The organism is uncultured Pigmentiphaga sp., assembly GCF_937950555.1.
Taxonomy (GTDB): domain Bacteria; phylum Pseudomonadota; class Gammaproteobacteria; order Burkholderiales; family Burkholderiaceae_B; genus Pigmentiphaga.
In genome coordinates, this window is the sequence record NZ_CALFCW010000067.1 from 1 (window position 1) to 16,810 (window position 16,810).

Sequence of the window (16,810 nt, forward strand, 5' to 3'; positions counted from 1 at the left end):
GTCATCTGCCCAGGCAATAGCCCCAAGGCCGATCATGAACTAAGATTGAAACCGGACCACCCTATGGGGTCAGGCCAATAAGCTTGAATGATAAGCTTATCGAATGAAGATAACTCATTGTAAGTTATTAAGAAAACACCAGCTAAGGCTGCTTGAATATTTTGTTCTGGAAGTGACGGCTAATCTGCCCAGGCAATAGCCCCAAGGCCGATCATGAACTAAGATTGAAACCGGACCACCCTATGGGGTCAGGCCAGTCTTTGGTATATTGAAACGTGGCGACAAGGTGTACACGAAGGTCGTGCATGACACCAAAACGGAAACACTGATGCCGCTGATCGCCCGAAAGATAGCGCCAGACAGCATTGTGTATACGGATTGTTATGGCAGCTACAATGCGCTGGATGTGAGTAATTTCTATCATGAAAGGATCAATCACTCGGCATTGTTTGCCAGGGGCAAGAACCACATCAATGGCATTGAAAACTTCTGGAATCAGGCCAAGCGTATGCTAAGAAAATACAATGGGATTCCGAAAGAATCGTTCCCGCTATTCCTCAAGGAATGCGAGTTCAGATTCAATTACGGAACACCGAAACAACAACTGAAAACACTAAAGGAGTGGGCTGATATTTAGTGCTTATCTACTACAGCCCCTAGACCAAACCAATGATCATCCCAGTCATACTCTCCGGTGGTGCTGGCACTCGCCTCTGGCCTGTCTCGCGCGAGGGCCACCCCAAGCCCTTCATGAAACTCGCCGATGGTGAGAGCCTGCTGCTCAAAACCTATCGCCGCGCATTGGCGGTGATGGAATCCTTGGGGGGCGGCAAAGGTGAATTGCTCACCGTCACCAACCGCGACTACTATTTCATGAGCAAGGACGAGCTTGCGGCACTCAAGCCTGGTGAGCCGCTTCCTGGCGCTTTCTTGCTGGAACCCGAGGGCCGCAACACCGCGCCTGCGGTGGCCCTGGCGGCCCACCAAGTGGTCGAGCAATTTGGCCCAGATGCCTTGATGCTGGTCCTTGCGGCTGACCACCTCATACAAGACCCAGCCCGCTTCACCGCCGCTGTGGCGGACGCGGCCGCCCTGGCCCAGCAAGGCCACCTGGTCACCTTCGGCATTGTCCCCACCGGGCCAGAAACCGGGTTTGGTTACATAGAGGCCGGTGAAGCCCTGTCCCAAGGGCGCAAGGCCGTCCGGTTTGTCGAAAAGCCCTCGCTCGAAAAAGCGCAGGCCTACCTGTCCAGCGGCAACTTCTACTGGAATTCGGGCATGTTTTGCTTCCAAGCAGGCCGCCTGCTCGAAGAAGTGGCCCACCACGCGCCCGATGTGGCCACCACGGTGCACGCCTGCTGGCAAGCCCTCAAGGCCCAGCCCAACACCACTGGCCACATGCTTGAGATTCCGGCCCAGGCGTTCGCTCAGGTGCCCGACATTTCTATCGACTACGCCGTCATGGAGCGATCTGCCCATGTGGCGGTGGTGCCGTCCGACTTTGGCTGGAGCGACATTGGCTCGTGGAACGCCGTCAAAGAATTGGTCAAACCAGACGCAGCACAAAACCGCGCCGTGGGCGAAGCCATTTTCGTCGACAGCCGCAACACCTTCGTGCAGAGCGAAGACCGGTTGGTGGCCACCGTGGGGGTGAGCGACCTCATGATCATCGACACGCCCGATGCCCTGCTGGTGGCCCACCCCGACAAGGCGCAAGACGTCAAGAAGGTCGTCGCCCAGCTCAAAACCAAGGGGCACGACGCTTATAAATTGCACCGCACCGTGGCCCGCCCCTGGGGCACTTACACCGTGCTCGAAGAAGGCCCCCGCTTCAAGATCAAGCGCATTGAGGTCAAGCCCGGGGCCAGCCTCAGCCTGCAAATGCACCACCACCGTAGCGAGCACTGGATCGTCGTCAGCGGTATGGCAAGAGTCGTCAATGGCGAGCGTGAAGTCATGGTCGGTACCAACGAATCTACCTACATCCCTGCGGGCCATAAGCACCGGTTGGAAAACCCCGGCGTACTCGACTTGGTAATGATCGAAGTCCAAAGTGGCGAGTATTTGGGCGAAGACGACATCGTCCGCTTTGATGACAGGTACGGCCGGGCATGATCAGTACTGCACCTCTCAAAGCGGTCTGGGACTTCCGCGGCTTTATTCTTGGCAGCGTGCGGCGCGAATACCAGCTGCGCTATCGCGGCACCATGCTGGGGGTTGCCTGGACGGTGCTGCAGCCGCTGGCCATGATCCTCATCTACACCGTCATCTTCTCCCAGGTCATGAAGGCCAAACTACCTGGTGTGGACGGCGCCTTCTCCTACAGCATCTACCTTTGCGCAGGCATCCTCACCTGGGGCCTGTTTGCCGAGATCGTTCAGCGCAGCCAGTCCGTATTCCTGGACAACGCCAACCTGCTCAAAAAGCTCAGCTTTCCGCGCCTGACCCTCCCGCTCATCGTAGTGGCCAGCGCGCTGCTCAACTTTTCCATCATCTTCGGCCTGTTCATGCTCTTTCTGCTGGTCACGGGCAACCTGCCCGGCCTGAGCATCTTGGGCCTCATCCCCTTGCTCGCCCTGCACATCCTGTTTGCCGTCGGCCTGGGCATAACCCTTGGCGTGCTCAACGTCTTCTTTCGCGACGTTGGGCAGGTCTCCGGCGTATTGCTCCAGTTCTGGTTCTGGGCTACGCCCATTGTCTATCCCGCCACCATTCTGCCCGACTGGTTGCAGCCCTGGATGAACCTCAACCCCATGTATCCCCTCATGCGGGCCTACCAAGGGATTTTCGTCGCCAACCAGTGGCCCCAGTGGCACAGCCTGGCAATATTTGCCGCGCTCGCCATCGGCCTGGCACTGTATGCCCTGCGCCTCTTCCGCCGGCATGCCGGCGAGATCGTGGATGAACTGTGATGGGCACGGTGATGGACTTCAGCAGACACACCTCGCCCTTGGGCTTTGACGAAAAGGGCCTCGGCATGCTCGCCAGTCTTCTCAAGAACAATGTTACTACCCAGGCTCACAAGCCAAGCCCTTTTTGTGGTACATTAAAACTCCGAGTCGGGAGCGCTGACCTTCTTGCAGTGCGCCAGGGAAAGTCCCTGCCCGGCTTGCCCCATTCGCAAGCCACACATCGTGTGGCTTGTTTCGTTTCTGGGCGGCTCTAATTCATGCATTTGCTCTATCTGGATGAGTCCGGCTCGGTCAAGGACCCCACGCAACGGTTTTACGTACTCGCCGGCATCGCGGTTTTCGAACGCAGCGCCCACTGGGTGGAACAGAAGCTCAACGAGGTGGCATCGCGTTTCAGTCCAGACAATCCTCATGCCGTCGAGTTGCATGGTTCGCCGATGCGATCAGGCCGCGAAGGTTGGAAAAAACACCCGCTCGCAGAACGACTTCAGGCGATCCACGATGCACTGAAAGAAGGCGTGACGCGCTTTCATCCCCGCAGCGTTAGGCTTTTTGGCACCGTTATCGACAAAGCCACCTTGATTGGCGAAGACCCCGTGGAACATGCCTTTGAACAACTGGCCAGTCGGTTCGATCGCTATCTGCAACATCTATACGCCAAACACAACGATGCCCAACGCGGCATCATCCTGTTTGACAAGTCATCTACTGAACAGCGCATACAAACACTGGCGCGCGAGTTCAAATACGCTGGCCACACCTGGGGAAAAACCCGAAACTACGCTGAAGTGCCGGTGTTTCTCGATTCGCGCGCATCCCGTCTCATCCAACTGGCCGATCTCGTCGCATTTGCCCTGTTCAGGGCCTACCAACACCGAGATACCGCTTTCCTCGCCCCCATCCAAGATTGCTTCGACGCAGAAGGCGGGCAAGTGCATGGACTGTATTTGAAGACCCGTTAATACCATGGGTGCTATCACCGTCACCAATCTCGGCAAGGCCTACAAGCAATACCCCACCCGCTGGGCGCGGCTGGCCGAATGGCTGGACCCCCGTGACAAGCCGCGCCATCACCTGCATTGGGTGCTCAGGGATATCAACTTCACCGTCCAACCCGGTGAGGCCGTGGGCATCATCGGCGTCAATGGCGCCGGCAAGAGCACCCTGCTCAAGATGATCACCGGCACCACCCAGCCCACCACGGGCACCATAGAGATGCAAGGACGGGTGGCCGCCCTGCTGGAACTTGGCATCGGCTTTCACCCCGAGTTCACGGGACGGCAAAATGCCGTCATGGCCGGGCAGTTGCTGGGCTATTCCCTCGAGGAAATCAGCGACCTCATGCCCCAGATCGAAGCCTTTGCCGAAATCGGCGACTACATCGACCAACCGGTGCGGGTCTACTCCAGCGGCATGCAGATGCGCCTGGCCTTTGCCGTGGCCACGGCCAGAAGGCCAGACATCCTCATCATCGACGAAGCCCTGTCGGTGGGGGATGCCTACTTCCAGCACAAAAGCTTCGATCGCATCCGTGAATTCCGTAAGCAAGGCACCACGCTGCTCATCGTCAGCCACGACAAGCAGGCGATCCAAAGCATTTGCGACCGTGCGATTTTGCTCAGCGCGGGCGAACTGGCGATGGAAGGCGAGCCCGAGGCTGTCATGGATTATTACAACGCCCTACTATCCGAGACCCACAACCAGTACATCCGGCAAGTTGTTTTACAAGATGGAAAAACACAAACCATTTCCGGCAATGGTGAAGCTGAGATTACAGCTATTGAGCTGCTTGACGAGGATGGCCGAGTCGTCGAGGTTGTTGACGTTGGGCAGATGCTGATCTTGAGGATTGAAGTGCGCGCCAACCGAAATCTTGCGCGATTGGTTCTAGGGTATGGAGTACGGGATCGACTGGGGCAGAACATGTTCGGAACGAATACCGATCTAACTGAACAACCCTTGTACGACGTGGGTGCGGGGGCCGCGATAACGTACTACATCAAATTCCCGGCAAATTTGGGAGTTGGGGCGTATTCTGTTCAGGTGGCCATCGTTGCAGATGGGTCACGCCTAGACAATAAATACGAATGGCGCGACCGAGCACTTATGTTTCACGTGGTTAATATGACCAAGCATGGTTTCGTCGGATGCCTTTGGATGGATCAAAGCATACGTATAGAAATGCCCTCGATGCACCAAAATGGCCAGACCATGCCTGTTAACCAAGCCGGCGCCAAGGAAGTGGGTTAAGGTCGGCTTATGCATTCCAATAAAGTATTGAGAAACGGTGTCGATAGCGGCAAAGCGGCCGTGGCGGCCATCGCCCAACTGCGCGCCAGCGCGGTCCGGCAGGCCGGTACGGGTGGCATGACCTCAGCTGCCATCGATACACGAAAGGAAAGTTGGATGAAGCGTTTACTTTCACGGGTACTCCGGCATCTACTCACGTTGATACGGCCTGCACTGTATAAGTATCGAGAGTATATTAATCGGCCGATCCTGGAGCAGCTGACACGGATCGTGTCGGAGCCGAGTTTTCAAAGTAAATGTCATGGGGATATACTTAATATCATAACTCAACTGCAGCAGCGGCTTGACCATATTGAGAATTATGCCTTGGCAGCTGCACGGCGCGTTGCGGTCAACTGCGGCAATGGACGAATACTGGTTAGGAGCTCTGTAGGCTACGTGTTTTGTAGTCCCACTGATGGTGCCATGCTCGCGTGCTTGCTTGACACCGGTGAACTAGAATCCGGCACCCGTCTTCTAATTGAGCGCCTGGTCCAGCCGGGTATGACATTTGTCGATGTCGGCGCCAATATCGGGCTACACACCCTGGCGGCGGCGCGCGCAATGCGCGGCATGGGCAGAGTCGTGGCATTCGAGCCCTATGGCCCCACACGGGCCCTACTCGCCGAGTCTGTTTTCATAAACGGGTTTGCAGGCGTTGTTGAAATTCATGAAGCGGCTGTTTCGTCGCAGCCCGGGATGCAAGCGTTGCATCTTGGAAAAACAAGCGGGTACCACTCACTTTATGCGCTCGAAGAAAGCAGCGCTGCTGGAGAGGTAACCAAAGTTCCAGTCGTAACGCTTGCGGATGTCATCCCGCGGGAAACCCGGATCGACTGCATCAAGATCGACGTCGAAGGCGCAGAGCTGGAAGTATTAAAGAGTGCGATGCCCTTCATCGAATCCAATCCCGATATCGCACTGATCGTTGAATTTGGGCCTTCGCATCTGACGCGTGTCGGCATTTCCGTTGGCGACTGGTTTGATCGATTTGCTGCAATGGACCTTGACTATCAAGCCATTGATCCCATCAAGGGCACATTGAGCCCTTTTGATCCGCGAACCTTTTCGCAGCTTGAATCGGCCAATCTTCTTGTTGCACGGCGTGGCTCCTCGGTCTGGGCAAAGGCATGCGAAGCGAAATAATCGTCATTGGCGACAGTGGCCATGCCAAGGTTTGCATCGAACTGTTGCGCGCCATGGGGCAGCGTATTGCCTATTGTGTTGGTGTCACCGATGCCGAGACCTGCCTTGGGATTCCTGTACTACGCGGCGACGAACATCTGGCGCGCCTGCGTGCCCAGGGTTATGACCAAGCCTTTGTAGCCGTCGGTGTCAATGCCACACGCCGACGCTTGGCGGCAATGGTGAAGAACCTTGGCTTTCGGCTCGTCAATGCCATCAGCCCGCAGGCGGTCGTGTCGCCCAGCGCCCACCTTGGGGAGGGCATAGCCGTCATGGCGGGAGCGGTTATCAATGCGGACACCGTGATCGGCAACTTGGTCATCGTCAATACGGGCGCCTGCATCGATCATGACTGTCACATTGGCGACGCTGCCCATATTGCCCCTACCTGCGGACTGGCTGGCAATGTGGCGGTTGGTGCCGAGAGTTTTCTCGGCATTGGCTGCAAGGTGATTCCGGGAGTAAGCATTGGCAGTGAGGTTGTTCTTGGTGCGGGTACGGTAGTCATCGACAATATTCCGGACAAGGTTCGGGCGGTCGGTGTACCGGCTAGAGTTATTTGAAGGGGATTTGATGAAACGTATTTCTGTTGCACAGCCGTGTTTGGCCGGCAATGAGCGCAAGTATGTGCTTGACTGCATTGACAGCAGTTGGATTTCGTCGGCCGGAAAATATATCGGGGCGTTCGAAGAAGCCTTTGCTCAATACTGCGGAACCAAGCATGCGGTCAGCGCCAACAACGGGACGACGGCATTGCATCTGGCCCTTGTGGCACTTGATCTTCAGCCGGGTGATGAAGTCATCATCCCCACGGTAACTTACATCGCGACCGCAAATGCTGTGCGTTACTGCGGCGCCACCCCTGTGCTGGCCGATGTTTTGCCGTACACGATGAACCTCGACCCGGCAGACATCGAGCACCGTATTACCCCGCGAACACGAGGTATCATCGCTGTGCACCTCTATGGCCATCCTGCTGATATGGATGCCATCAACGCAGTCGCCGAGCGACACGGCCTCTGGGTGCTTGAGGATGCAGCGGAAGCCCACGGCGCCGAGGTCAACGGAAAAAAGGTAGGCGCCTTGGGGCGGTGCGCCACATTCAGCTTCTTTGGTAACAAGATCGTTACCACCGGTGAAGGCGGCATGATCACCACCGATGATGATACCCTGGCCGCTCGATTGCGGCTTTTCCGTGGGCAGGGCATGGATCCCGTGCGCCGCTATTGGTTTCCAGTCATCGGATACAACTATCGGATGACCAACATTCAAGCAGCAATCGGCTTGGCGCAAATGGAGACGATCGATCAGGCGCTTTCAGAACGAGATCGCCTAGCGCGCTGGTATGACGAAGCACTTGCCCCGTTCGACACGCAGATTGTGCGCCCCCAATCCGAACCCTGGGCGCGTCAGGTGTTCTGGATGTACAACATTTTCCTCCGCGCGGGCAACGCGGTCCGCCGGGACGCCATCATAAGTCTTCTGGATGCTGCCGGCATTGAGACGCGGCCGGTTTTTTACCCCATGCACATCCTTCCTCCTTATGCACAGCCAGCTGTCTTCCCGGTTGCCGATCTCTGGGCACAGCGCGGCATCAACTTGCCGACGCATCAGGCCTTGACCCAAGCTGACGTACAGCGCATTGCAGACGCCCTAGGGCAGGCATTGGCTGCATGAAAATTGCCCTCTGCTCATCCTTTGTTCCCTTTGTCTATGGTGGGGCGCGCAACATCGTCGAGTGGCTGGAATCCACCCTCCTTGCCGAAGGGCATCAGGTGGAGCGAATTTACCTGCCCCATGTAGACACGCCGGAGCGCCTGTTCACGCAGATGGCCGCCTACCGCTGGCTCGATCTTGACGCTGCGGACCGGGTGATTTGCTTCCGCCCGCCGGCGCATGTGGTCCCTCATCCCAATAAGGTGCTTTGGTTCATTCACCACATCAGGGCTTTCTACGATCTCTGGGACACCCCATACCGAGGCTTCCCGGCCGACGCGCGTCACTGCAACATACGCGATGCCCTGCATGACGCCGATACCCGCGCCTTGCGAGAGGCAAGGCACGTCTTCACCAATTCTGCAGTGGTAAGCCAGCGGCTTCGGGACTACAACGGCGTGAACAGCGAAGTGCTGTATCCACCAATTTTTGCCCCGCAGCGTTTTCATTGTCGGGGGTTCAACGACGAAGTGGTGTATATCTGTCGCGTCGAGCACCACAAGCGTCAGCATTTGCTGGTGGAGGCCATGCGCTACACACAGACGCCGGTGCGTCTGCGCCTATGCGGAACAAGTTCTCGCTCGGATTACGTCAAGGAATTGTTTGCGCTCGTCAACCGATATGGGCTGGGAAAACGGGTAATCATCGAGCATGGCTGGATCAGCGAAGAGCAAAAGGTGGATTACTTGGCCGAGTGTCTGGCTGCAGCGTATCTTCCCCTCGATGAGGACTCATACGGCTACCCCAGCCTTGAGGCGAGCCATGCTGGAAAACCGATCCTCACCACCAGCGATGCAGGTGGCGTTCTGGAACTTGTGGAGCACGGCCGAAACGGGCTGGTCTGCAATCCGCGGCCGGAAGAACTTGCTGCTGCACTCGACCAGTTATATGAAGATCGCCACGCAACTGAACGCATGGGCAGGGCGGCCCGAGATCGCTTGGAAGAACTGGACATCAACTGGGCCAGGGTTCTGAACAGGCTGCTCGCATGAAAGTTCTAGTCGTCAACAATATGGCACCATTTTTATGGGGTGGCGCAGAGGAACTGGCTGCACACCTTCAGCGCAATCTTACTGAAGCCGGCCATCAGAGCGAGGTGCTGAGAATCCCGTTCCAGTGGGAGCCAGCCACGCGAATTCCATCCCAGATGCTGATGGTGCGTTCGCTCGAGCTTTGGAACGTCGATCGGGTAATCGCATTGAAGTTTCCGGCCTATCTGATCCGGCATCCTCACAAGACGCTCTGGCTATTACATCAATACCGTCAGGCATATGATCTTCTCGAGTCTGGTCAGAGCAATCTGCCGGAAAACGAAGTAGGCGCCACAATCCGCAATGCGATTGTGGCGGCCGATGGCGAAGCCTTCAAGGAGAGCCGACGAATTTTTGTCAACTCCGAGGTGACGCGGACGCGGCTGAAGAAATTCAATCGCTTTGACTCCGAAGTTTTGCTGCCGCCACTCAATGATCCTGAGTTGTTCACCGGCGGAGCTGGGCAGGGATATGTTTTTGCTGGCGGACGAATAAACGGCATGAAACGCCAGCATCTGCTTGTGGAGGCGATGGCAAAGGCGCCGCCATTGGCACGTCTGGTTGTTGCCGGCCCACCGGACACACCCGACGATGCTCGCCAGCTGGAACGGCTGGTGGAGCAGCACGGTCTCGGTGACCGGGTTAAGCTGGACCTGCGCTTCTTGCCACGGAGCGAATACGCGGCCTATCTGAATGCTGCGAATGCCGTAGCCTATTTGCCATACGATGAGGATTCTCTCGGCTATGTCGCCATGGAGGCCGCAACCGCTGGCAAGGCGTTGATTAGCGCCCATGACAGCGGCGGTGTGCTTGGGTTGGTGCGGCCAGGGGAAACCGGATGGGTGACGGAGCCTGATCCTGAGCCGCTCGCGCAGGCCATGGCCAGTGCTTGCACAGATCAAACGACGGCAGCACGGCTAGGCGCGGCCGCGCGAGAGCTTTGGCTACGAATGGGCATTACATGGCCACGGACGATAGAGAAGTTGCTGACATGAATCTGGTCATGTTCGCGCCATGCCCCAGGGCCTCTGCGATCGGTCGCATGGCTCATCTGGTTGTGAATGAACTTTGTGGCAACGGCCACACTGTCGTAGTGGTATGCACCGAGTCGGCTGAAAGCAGACATGGCGAGGTGCGGGATTTCGGCGCGCAGGCGATGCACTGGACAGATTCTGATGAGGTGCAAGCGGCCATAACAAGCGCTGATGCCGTCATTTATCAAATCGGCGACAATTTTCACTACCACGAAGGCAGTCTTTATTGGCTTGAACGACAGCGTGGCATCGTCTGCCTGCATGACTTTTTTCTGGGAAATCTTTTTTGGACCTGGGGGCAGTCTGATCGCAAGCGGGCATCGGCCGTGCTCCAGCAATGGTATGGCGATGAAATCGCACGGACCTATTTCGCGCACACGTCGTCCGCCAACTTCATCGCCGCTACCCATGAAAATGCGCCAATGACCGAATGGATCGCCAGCCAGGCGAGTGCAGTGATCGCGCACAGTGGCTGGGGGATGGGCCGTGTGCTGTCTGCCTGTCCCGGCCCGGTGCGCCTTGTGCCTTTGGCCTATGAGGTGGTGCCTGCAGTTGGCTCGCGGTTCGAAACGCCGATCTCTAGCGTCGGGCGTATGCAAGTGCTGACAGTGGGGCATGTGAATCCCAATAAGCGTGCGGAATGCGTGATCCGAGCCATCGGCGCCGACGAACGCTTACGGGAGGGAACGAGCTACACATTGGCCGGCGCGATACAGACTGACATGCGCCGAGGATTAGAAGAATTGGCCAACGCTTTGGGTGTGGATCTTCATGTTTGCGGCGAGGTCAGTGATCAGGAACTGCAACGGCTGCTGGCTGGCGCTGACGTTGTGTGCTGCTTGCGAAACCCGACGCTCGAGGCCGCATCGGCTTCCGCCATCGAGGCCATGCTTAGCGCTCGGCCGTTGATAGTAGAAAACGCCGGCTTCTTCGCCGAGTTGCCTGACGATTGTGTCCGGAAGATACGTCCTGACCATGAAGAGGCGGATTTGTGCAAGGAGTTGCTTGACCTCAAGGCCAATCCGATGACGCGCAAATCGCTGGGTATGCAAGCTCAAGCCTGGGCTCGTGAGACCTTTACGGCGAAAAATTATGCTCGGCAGCTGACGGACCTTGTGTCGTTGAGCCAGAGAAGTATGCTGGTGTCCGAGACAATGCAGGTTTTTGCGCGTCAACTCGCCCAATGGGCCGGGGCAGAATCAATGCTGACCTTGCCTGATACCTTGGGTCCCCTCCGGATTTTTGATGTCGGCGCAGTCCAAGATCAGAAGGCCTGATGTGCTGAGGGCCAGAGAAAAACTTTCATCCATGAATCTTGCCAGCCTGCTCGAACGGTTCTTTCTGCTGGCTTGTCTGCTGTTTATCAACATCGTTTACGGGGCCGTTCGATCAGTCATGCTCGGGCACCATGGTATCGTGGAGTGGCAGATCGGGTTTGCGCAATCCTTGGCGACCGGGGGAGTCTTCTCTTATCCGGTACACTCCGGCCATTGGCGTTCCGGGTTGATACAACGTTTTTTCATGAGGAGGAGGCGTTAATGAAAGCAGTACTTGTCACCGGCATCACCGGTCAAGACGGCGCGTACTTGGCGCAACTGCTGCTCGACAAGGGCTACACAGTTTACGGCACCTGCCGCCGCACCAGTTCCGTCAACTTCTGGCGCGTCGAGGAACTTGGCATCAAGGATCACCCCAAGCTGCATCTGCTTGAGTATGACCTGACGGATTTGGGATCAACGATTCGTCTGTTGCATAAGACCGAGGCAACCGAGGTTTACAACCTGGCGGCGCAGAGCTTCGTGGCGGTGTCGTTCGACCAGCCGATGACCACGGCGCAGATCACTGGCCTAGGAGCGTTGAACTTGCTGGAGGCGATACGTATCGTCAACCCGAAAATTCGTTTCTACCAGGCCAGCACGAGCGAGATGTTTGGCAAGGTGCAAGCGATTCCGCAGACGGAAGACACGCCTTTTTACCCTCGCAGCCCGTATGGGGTAGCCAAGCTTTACGCCCACTGGATGACGGTGAATTACCGCGAGAGTTTTGGCATATTCGGTTGCAGCGGCATCCTGTTCAACCATGAAAGCCCTCTGCGCGGCCTCGAGTTCGTTACTCGCAAGATCACGGACGGTGTGGCGAAGATCAAGCTGGGCAAGCTGGAGTGCCTGGAACTCGGCAACCTGGATGCCAAGCGGGACTGGGGCTTTGCCAAGGAGTATGTCGAAGGCATGTGGCACATGTTGCAGGCCGATGTGCCGGACACCTATGTGCTGGCGACGGGGCGCACCGAGACGGTGCGCGATTTCGTACGCATGGCCTTCAATGGCGCGGGCATTACGGTCGACTTCAAAGGCAGGGGCGAGAACGAAACCGCCGTGGATACGGCCACGGGTAAGACGGTGGTGCGCATCAACCCCAAGTTCTACCGCCCGGCCGAGGTGGATCTGCTGATCGGCAACCCTGCCAAAGCCAAGGCCAAGTTGGGTTGGGAGCCCAAGACCAGCCTCGAAGCACTCTGTCAGATGATGGTGGAGGCGGATCTCAAGCGCGTGGCGCGTGGGGTGTCTTTTTGAGTGTGCAACTTCCTGTTGCCTTGATGCTATCATTCGTGAGTGCAAATTGATTGCATGAGGTGATGTCATGTCGAACTTGAGTATTCGTGGCTTGGATCAAGCTGCGCTTGCAACCCTGAAGTCAATAGCAAGCCAGCAGGGCGCGAGCGTCAATGCACTGGTTTTGCGGCTGATCGATCAGGGACTAGGTAGGGTGCCGCACAAACCGGTAAGTCAGCGTTTTGATGATCTTGACGCGCTTGCGGGTGCATGAAGTGAGGCCGAGGCGGTTGAATTCGCAGCCAACACCGAGAGCTTCGACAAGGTTGAGTCGGATCTCTGGAAATAATCGATGCGACCGATCTTGCTGGATACCAATGCGTATGCCGGGTTTATGCGCGGCGAACAGGAAATTGTCGATGTCGTTGCGTATGCGGAAAAATTGCACCTGAATAGTGTGGTCTTAGGGGAGTTGCTGGGTGGGTTTGCGGCAGGCGGGCGTGAAGCGAAAAATCGCGCTGAATTGGCGCGCTTTCTCGAGTCGCCACGGGTGAGTGTTTTGCCGATTACGGCGAACACGGTTGACAGCTATGCACTTGTTTATGTTGGCCTGAGACGGAAAGGCCAGCCCATACCGGCCAATGATCTATGGATTGCCGCCAGTGCCCTGGAGCATGGGGTAGCCCTGTTGAGCCTTGATGCTCACTTTGGGCATGTCGACGGCTTGCGTCTTGGGCGCCGGCTGGAAGACTTCCTACCTTGAGATCATGTGCGATGCGTGTGTTGATTACGGGGCTTGAAGGGTTTACCGGTCGCTATCTGCGGGATGAACTGGTTGGGCACGGGCATGAGGTTGTCGGTCTGCAGGCTGATTTAACCGACGCGGCGGCTCTGGCTGCCGAGGTGAAGCGGGTGCAACCCGACTGTGTGGCCCATTTGGCGGGCATTGCCTTCGTGGGGCACGGCGAGGCCAACGATTTTTATCGCGTGAACTTGATGGGCACGCGCAACCTGCTGGCGGCCCTGGCCGATTGCGGCAAGCGGCCGGATTGCGTGCTGCTGGCGAGCAGTGCCAATGTGTATGGTAACGGCACGGCGGGTGTGCTGAGCGAAGATGCGCCGCTCAAGCCGGCTAACGATTACGCCGTGAGTAAAGCGGCCATGGAGCACATGGCGCGGTTGTGGCTGGACAGGCTGCCCATCGTGATCGTCCGGCCGTTCAATTACACCGGCGTTGGCCAAAGCGAGATGTTTCTTTTGCCCAAGATCGTGGCGCTTTTCAAGCGTCGGGCGGGGGTGATCGAACTGGGCAACCTGGATGTCTGGCGCGATTTTTCGGATGTGCGGGCCGTGGCCGAAGCCTACCGGCGCCTGCTGGAGGCAGGCCCGGCTGGCGAAACCGTGAACGTATGCTCGGGACGCACGCATTCCCTGCGGGAGGCGCTGGCCCTGTGCGAGCGCCTCACGGGGCACGTTATGGCTGTTCGGGTGAACCCAGCTTTCGTGCGGGCCAATGAGGTCCGGTCGCTGTGTGGTGACCCCTCCCGCTTGCGTGCATTGATCGGCGATTGGGATACCCCGCCACTCCAGGAGACCTTGGGCTGGATGCTGAGTGAGGCGGTACCTTGAAGGTGGTTTTGTCGGTGGATCCCGTCAAGTTTCCTTTGACAGGGATTGGCCGTTACACGTATGAGCTGGGCAAGGGCCTGCAGAGCGAGGCTCTGGAAAGCCTGAAATTTTTGCGTGGGTATCGTTTGAGCGATGAGTTGTCGCAGCCACGGGATGAAAACCCCATGGCCGGCACGCCTGCGTGGAAAAGGTTTGCCCAGCGAAATGGTTTGACTGTTGCCGCTTTTCGCCATCTGAGCCCTTGGCTGAAATCGCGCGCCTTGAAGGGCTTGGAGGACCATATATTTCATGGCCCCAACTATTACCTACCCCCGTTTGCCGGGCGCAGCGTCGTGACGATTCACGACTTGTCGCATTATGTGTGGGCGCAGTGGCACCCTCCGGAACGGGTGCGGTATATGCGAGCCGAGATGGAGCTTTCGCTCAAGCGGGCTAGCGTCATCATCACCGATACGGAATATACACGTCAGGAGGTGGCGAAATACTTTACCTGGCCCCTGGATAGGATATTTGCCGTACATTTGGCCAGCGGCCCAGAGTTTGCCCCACGGTCGCCCGATGAATTGGCTCCCGCATTACGCGCGATGAGGCTGGAGCCAGGGGGCTATTGCCTGTTTGCCGGTACGGTGGAGCCGAGGAAAAACCTATCGTCGCTGCTGCAAGCATATGGCCGGCTACCAAAGGCCACGCGAATGCGCTGGCCTTTGGTGGTTGCTGGATACCGAGGCTGGAATAGCGAGGATCTGCACCAAAGCCTTCAAGCCGCGCAAAGTCAGGGCTGGTTGAGGTATCTGGGGTTCGTGCCGCAACAAACCTTGCCTTTGCTGATGGCGGGGGCCCGGTTGTTTGTCTATCCGTCTCATTATGAAGGCTTTGGCTTGCCGGTGTTGGAGGCCATGGCGAGTGGTGTTCCGGTGGTGTGCTCGAACGCATCCAGTTTGCCCGAGGTGGCAGGCAGTGCAGCGGCGATGCATGATCCAGATGACGTGGATGGTTTGCTAAAGCTGCTGGAAATAGGCTTAGAGGATGAGGTGTGGCGCGCGCGCGCGTGCGCAGCGGGTTTAGATCGCGCCCGTCAGTTTTCCTGGAAGAAATGCACCCGCGAGACCCTGGCTGTGTACCGTGCCGTCTCTGAGGCTTGACCGGAATGAAGGTCTTGCACGTTTATCGAACCTACTTTCCCGATCCGCCCGGGGGGTTGCAGGAAGCCATACGGCAGATCTGCATCAGCACGCAGGCTCATGGGGTTGAGAACACGGTTTTCACGTTGTCGCCCAAACCATGGCCCCGGGTAGTTGATAGGCCGGAAGCGAAGGTGGTGCGTTGCCGTTCCTGGGTGGCGCCAGCATCCTGTGACTTGGGTGCGCTGGATGCGGTGCAGTCTTTTCGGCAATTGGCCGTGCAAGCCGATGTGATTCACTACCTGTTTCCATGGCCTTATGCAGACGTGCTGCGACTTTTTATACCAAAGAAGCCATCGGTGCTGACCTATATTTCAGACATCGTGCGCCAGCAGTGGTTGGGCATGGTTTATAGGCCATTGATGTGGCATACGCTTCGCAGCATGGATGCCATCGTTTCAAATGCGCCGGCTTATGCAGCAGGCAGCCCGGTGCTGTCTGATCCATCCATAAGAACACGGGTCCGGCAGATTCCCCTGGGCATAGATGAGTCGTCTTATGCCGTTGCGCCGGACGAAGCTGTGTTTGCAAAACTGGGTATTGAGTCCGCCGAGCCCTTTGTGCTTTTCATTGGCGTATTGCGTTATTACAAGGGGTTGCATGTGCTGCTCGATGGCTGTCGCCATGTGGCTGGCCGTGTTGTGGTGGCCGGTACAGGGCCAGAAGCATCTGCCTTGCAAAGCCAGGCTTCGTTGCTGGGTTTGAAGAATGTGGTGTTTGCTGGACAGGTGACAGACAGCGAAAAAATGGCCCTGCTGAAAGCATGCCGCTGTTTGGTGCTGCCTTCTCATCTGCGTTCAGAGGCTTATGGCATGGTGCTGGTCGAGGCCTCGATGTATAGCAAGCCCATGGTGAGCTGTGAAATAGGCACCGGAACATCCTTCGTCAACCTGCACGGTGAAACGGGGTTCGTGGTGCCGCCAGAATCGCCTGAGGCCCTTGCACACGCCATGAATGCCCTGCTGGGCGACGAAGCGCAGGCGGAAAAATTTGGCCGCGCCGCCAGGCGGCGGTATGAGGCGCTGTTTTCTGGCCCCGCAATGGGCAGGGCGTATGCGCAGCTCTACCAGGATGTATTGAATAAATGTCCATGAACGAGTCCTACCTGATTCGCGAGCGTTTCCCCAGGGTGAGCTTTGGTACCAGTGGCGTGCGCGCGTTGGTAGCCGATTTGAGCGCGGAAGCTGTTTTTGCCTATGTGTATGCGTTCATGCAGCAGATGCGTGTGGTTCACGCTGTTCGCGAGGGGACTGCGGTTGCCGTGGGTATGGATTTACGACC

General features: G+C 57.3%; 17 protein-coding genes and 1 pseudogene. All 18 read left to right on the top strand.

The window, feature by feature from the left end; all coding sequences use genetic code 11:
- Nucleotides 1-103: 103 nt before the first annotated feature.
- Nucleotides 104-637, top strand: a pseudogene (locus Q0319_RS15780) (IS1595 family transposase).
- Between the two features lie 32 nt (nucleotides 638-669).
- The gene (locus tag Q0319_RS15785; protein ID WP_299454210.1) at nucleotides 670-2,115 is read left to right on the top strand and encodes a mannose-1-phosphate guanylyltransferase/mannose-6-phosphate isomerase; all 1,446 of its coding nucleotides are present in this window, start codon (nucleotides 670-672) and stop codon (nucleotides 2,113-2,115) included.
- Complete coding sequence (locus Q0319_RS15790) at nucleotides 2,112-2,912, top strand: ABC transporter permease (protein ID WP_299454213.1); 801 nt, start codon at nucleotides 2,112-2,114, stop codon at nucleotides 2,910-2,912. The genes Q0319_RS15785 and Q0319_RS15790 overlap by 4 nt, the downstream gene beginning before the upstream one ends.
- Before the next feature lie 257 nt (nucleotides 2,913-3,169).
- On the top strand, nucleotides 3,170-3,874 hold the full coding sequence (locus Q0319_RS15795) for a DUF3800 domain-containing protein (protein ID WP_299454216.1): 705 nt from the start codon (nucleotides 3,170-3,172) through the stop codon (nucleotides 3,872-3,874).
- A 4-nt stretch (nucleotides 3,875-3,878) separates the two neighbouring features.
- Nucleotides 3,879-5,162, top strand: a complete 1,284-nt coding sequence (locus Q0319_RS15800; protein WP_299454219.1) for an ABC transporter ATP-binding protein — start codon at nucleotides 3,879-3,881, stop codon at nucleotides 5,160-5,162.
- A 9-nt stretch (nucleotides 5,163-5,171) separates the two neighbouring features.
- Nucleotides 5,172-6,347, top strand: coding sequence for an FkbM family methyltransferase (locus Q0319_RS15805; protein ID WP_299454222.1), 1,176 nt, complete (start codon nucleotides 5,172-5,174; stop codon nucleotides 6,345-6,347).
- Nucleotides 6,332-6,949: an acetyltransferase gene (locus tag Q0319_RS15810; protein ID WP_299454225.1), complete on the top strand. Its 618-nt coding sequence runs from the start codon at nucleotides 6,332-6,334 to the stop codon at nucleotides 6,947-6,949. The genes Q0319_RS15805 and Q0319_RS15810 overlap by 16 nt, the downstream gene beginning before the upstream one ends.
- Before the next feature lie 10 nt (nucleotides 6,950-6,959).
- Nucleotides 6,960-8,063 carry a DegT/DnrJ/EryC1/StrS family aminotransferase gene (locus tag Q0319_RS15815; RefSeq protein ID WP_299454228.1) on the top strand — a complete coding sequence of 368 codons (1,104 nt, stop codon included), beginning with the start codon at nucleotides 6,960-6,962 and terminating at the stop codon, nucleotides 8,061-8,063.
- Nucleotides 8,060-9,094 (top strand): glycosyltransferase family 4 protein, encoded by a 1,035-nt coding sequence (locus tag Q0319_RS15820; RefSeq protein WP_299454231.1) that lies wholly within the window; start codon nucleotides 8,060-8,062, stop codon nucleotides 9,092-9,094. Before Q0319_RS15815 ends, Q0319_RS15820 begins: the two co-directional genes overlap by 4 nt.
- Nucleotides 9,091-10,128 (top strand): glycosyltransferase family 4 protein, encoded by a 1,038-nt coding sequence (locus tag Q0319_RS15825; RefSeq protein ID WP_299454234.1) that lies wholly within the window; start codon nucleotides 9,091-9,093, stop codon nucleotides 10,126-10,128. Before Q0319_RS15820 ends, Q0319_RS15825 begins: the two co-directional genes overlap by 4 nt.
- Nucleotides 10,125-11,444, top strand: coding sequence for a glycosyltransferase family 4 protein (locus Q0319_RS15830; protein ID WP_299454237.1), 1,320 nt, complete (start codon nucleotides 10,125-10,127; stop codon nucleotides 11,442-11,444). Before Q0319_RS15825 ends, Q0319_RS15830 begins: the two co-directional genes overlap by 4 nt.
- A 261-nt stretch (nucleotides 11,445-11,705) precedes the next feature.
- Nucleotides 11,706-12,740, top strand: a complete 1,035-nt coding sequence (gmd, locus tag Q0319_RS15835) for a GDP-mannose 4,6-dehydratase (RefSeq protein ID WP_299454240.1) — start codon at nucleotides 11,706-11,708, stop codon at nucleotides 12,738-12,740.
- Nucleotides 12,741-12,807: 67 nt separating this feature from the next.
- Entirely contained in the window at nucleotides 12,808-12,993 is a 186-nt protein-coding gene (locus Q0319_RS15840) for a hypothetical protein (protein WP_299454243.1), read from the top strand.
- 78 nt (nucleotides 12,994-13,071) lie between these two features.
- Entirely contained in the window at nucleotides 13,072-13,482 is a 411-nt protein-coding gene (locus Q0319_RS15845) for a type II toxin-antitoxin system VapC family toxin (RefSeq protein ID WP_299454246.1), read from the top strand.
- Between the two features lie 11 nt (nucleotides 13,483-13,493).
- A complete protein-coding gene (locus Q0319_RS15850; protein ID WP_299454249.1) occupies nucleotides 13,494-14,348 on the top strand; it encodes a GDP-mannose 4,6-dehydratase in 855 nt (284 codons plus the stop codon).
- A gap of 2 nt (nucleotides 14,349-14,350) precedes the next feature.
- On the top strand, nucleotides 14,351-15,490 hold the full coding sequence (locus tag Q0319_RS15855; RefSeq protein ID WP_299454258.1) for a glycosyltransferase family 1 protein: 1,140 nt from the start codon (nucleotides 14,351-14,353) through the stop codon (nucleotides 15,488-15,490).
- A 5-nt stretch (nucleotides 15,491-15,495) separates the two neighbouring features.
- A complete protein-coding gene (locus tag Q0319_RS15860; RefSeq protein ID WP_299454252.1) occupies nucleotides 15,496-16,623 on the top strand; it encodes a glycosyltransferase in 1,128 nt (375 codons plus the stop codon).
- Nucleotides 16,620-16,810 (top strand): hypothetical protein (locus tag Q0319_RS15865; RefSeq protein ID WP_299454255.1); only part of this gene is annotated, 191 nt, incomplete at its 3' end. The genes Q0319_RS15860 and Q0319_RS15865, both read left to right, overlap by 4 nt.

Bases quoted from the DNA above. Each gene is read 5' to 3' on its own strand.
- Q0319_RS15815 (WP_299454228.1), top strand. From the start codon at position 6,960: ATGAAACGTATTTCTGTTGCACAGCCGTGTTTGGCCGGCAATGAGCGC.
- Q0319_RS15850 (WP_299454249.1), top strand. From the start codon at position 13,494: ATGCGTGTGTTGATTACGGGGCTTGAAGGGTTTACCGGTCGCTATCTG.
- Q0319_RS15825 (WP_299454234.1), top strand. From the start codon at position 9,091: ATGAAAGTTCTAGTCGTCAACAATATGGCACCATTTTTATGGGGTGGC.
- Q0319_RS15795 (WP_299454216.1), top strand. From the start codon at position 3,170: ATGCATTTGCTCTATCTGGATGAGTCCGGCTCGGTCAAGGACCCCACG.
- Q0319_RS15785 (WP_299454210.1), top strand. From the start codon at position 670: ATGATCATCCCAGTCATACTCTCCGGTGGTGCTGGCACTCGCCTCTGG.
- Q0319_RS15830 (WP_299454237.1), top strand. From the start codon at position 10,125: ATGAATCTGGTCATGTTCGCGCCATGCCCCAGGGCCTCTGCGATCGGT.
- Q0319_RS15860 (WP_299454252.1), top strand. From the start codon at position 15,496: ATGAAGGTCTTGCACGTTTATCGAACCTACTTTCCCGATCCGCCCGGG.
- Q0319_RS15805 (WP_299454222.1), top strand. From the start codon at position 5,172: ATGCATTCCAATAAAGTATTGAGAAACGGTGTCGATAGCGGCAAAGCG.
- Q0319_RS15790 (WP_299454213.1), top strand. From the start codon at position 2,112: ATGATCAGTACTGCACCTCTCAAAGCGGTCTGGGACTTCCGCGGCTTT.
- Q0319_RS15845 (WP_299454246.1), top strand. From the start codon at position 13,072: ATGCGACCGATCTTGCTGGATACCAATGCGTATGCCGGGTTTATGCGC.
- Q0319_RS15810 (WP_299454225.1), top strand. From the start codon at position 6,332: ATGCGAAGCGAAATAATCGTCATTGGCGACAGTGGCCATGCCAAGGTT.
- gmd (WP_299454240.1), top strand. From the start codon at position 11,706: ATGAAAGCAGTACTTGTCACCGGCATCACCGGTCAAGACGGCGCGTAC.
- Q0319_RS15820 (WP_299454231.1), top strand. From the start codon at position 8,060: ATGAAAATTGCCCTCTGCTCATCCTTTGTTCCCTTTGTCTATGGTGGG.
- Q0319_RS15800 (WP_299454219.1), top strand. From the start codon at position 3,879: ATGGGTGCTATCACCGTCACCAATCTCGGCAAGGCCTACAAGCAATAC.
- Q0319_RS15840 (WP_299454243.1), top strand. From the start codon at position 12,808: ATGTCGAACTTGAGTATTCGTGGCTTGGATCAAGCTGCGCTTGCAACC.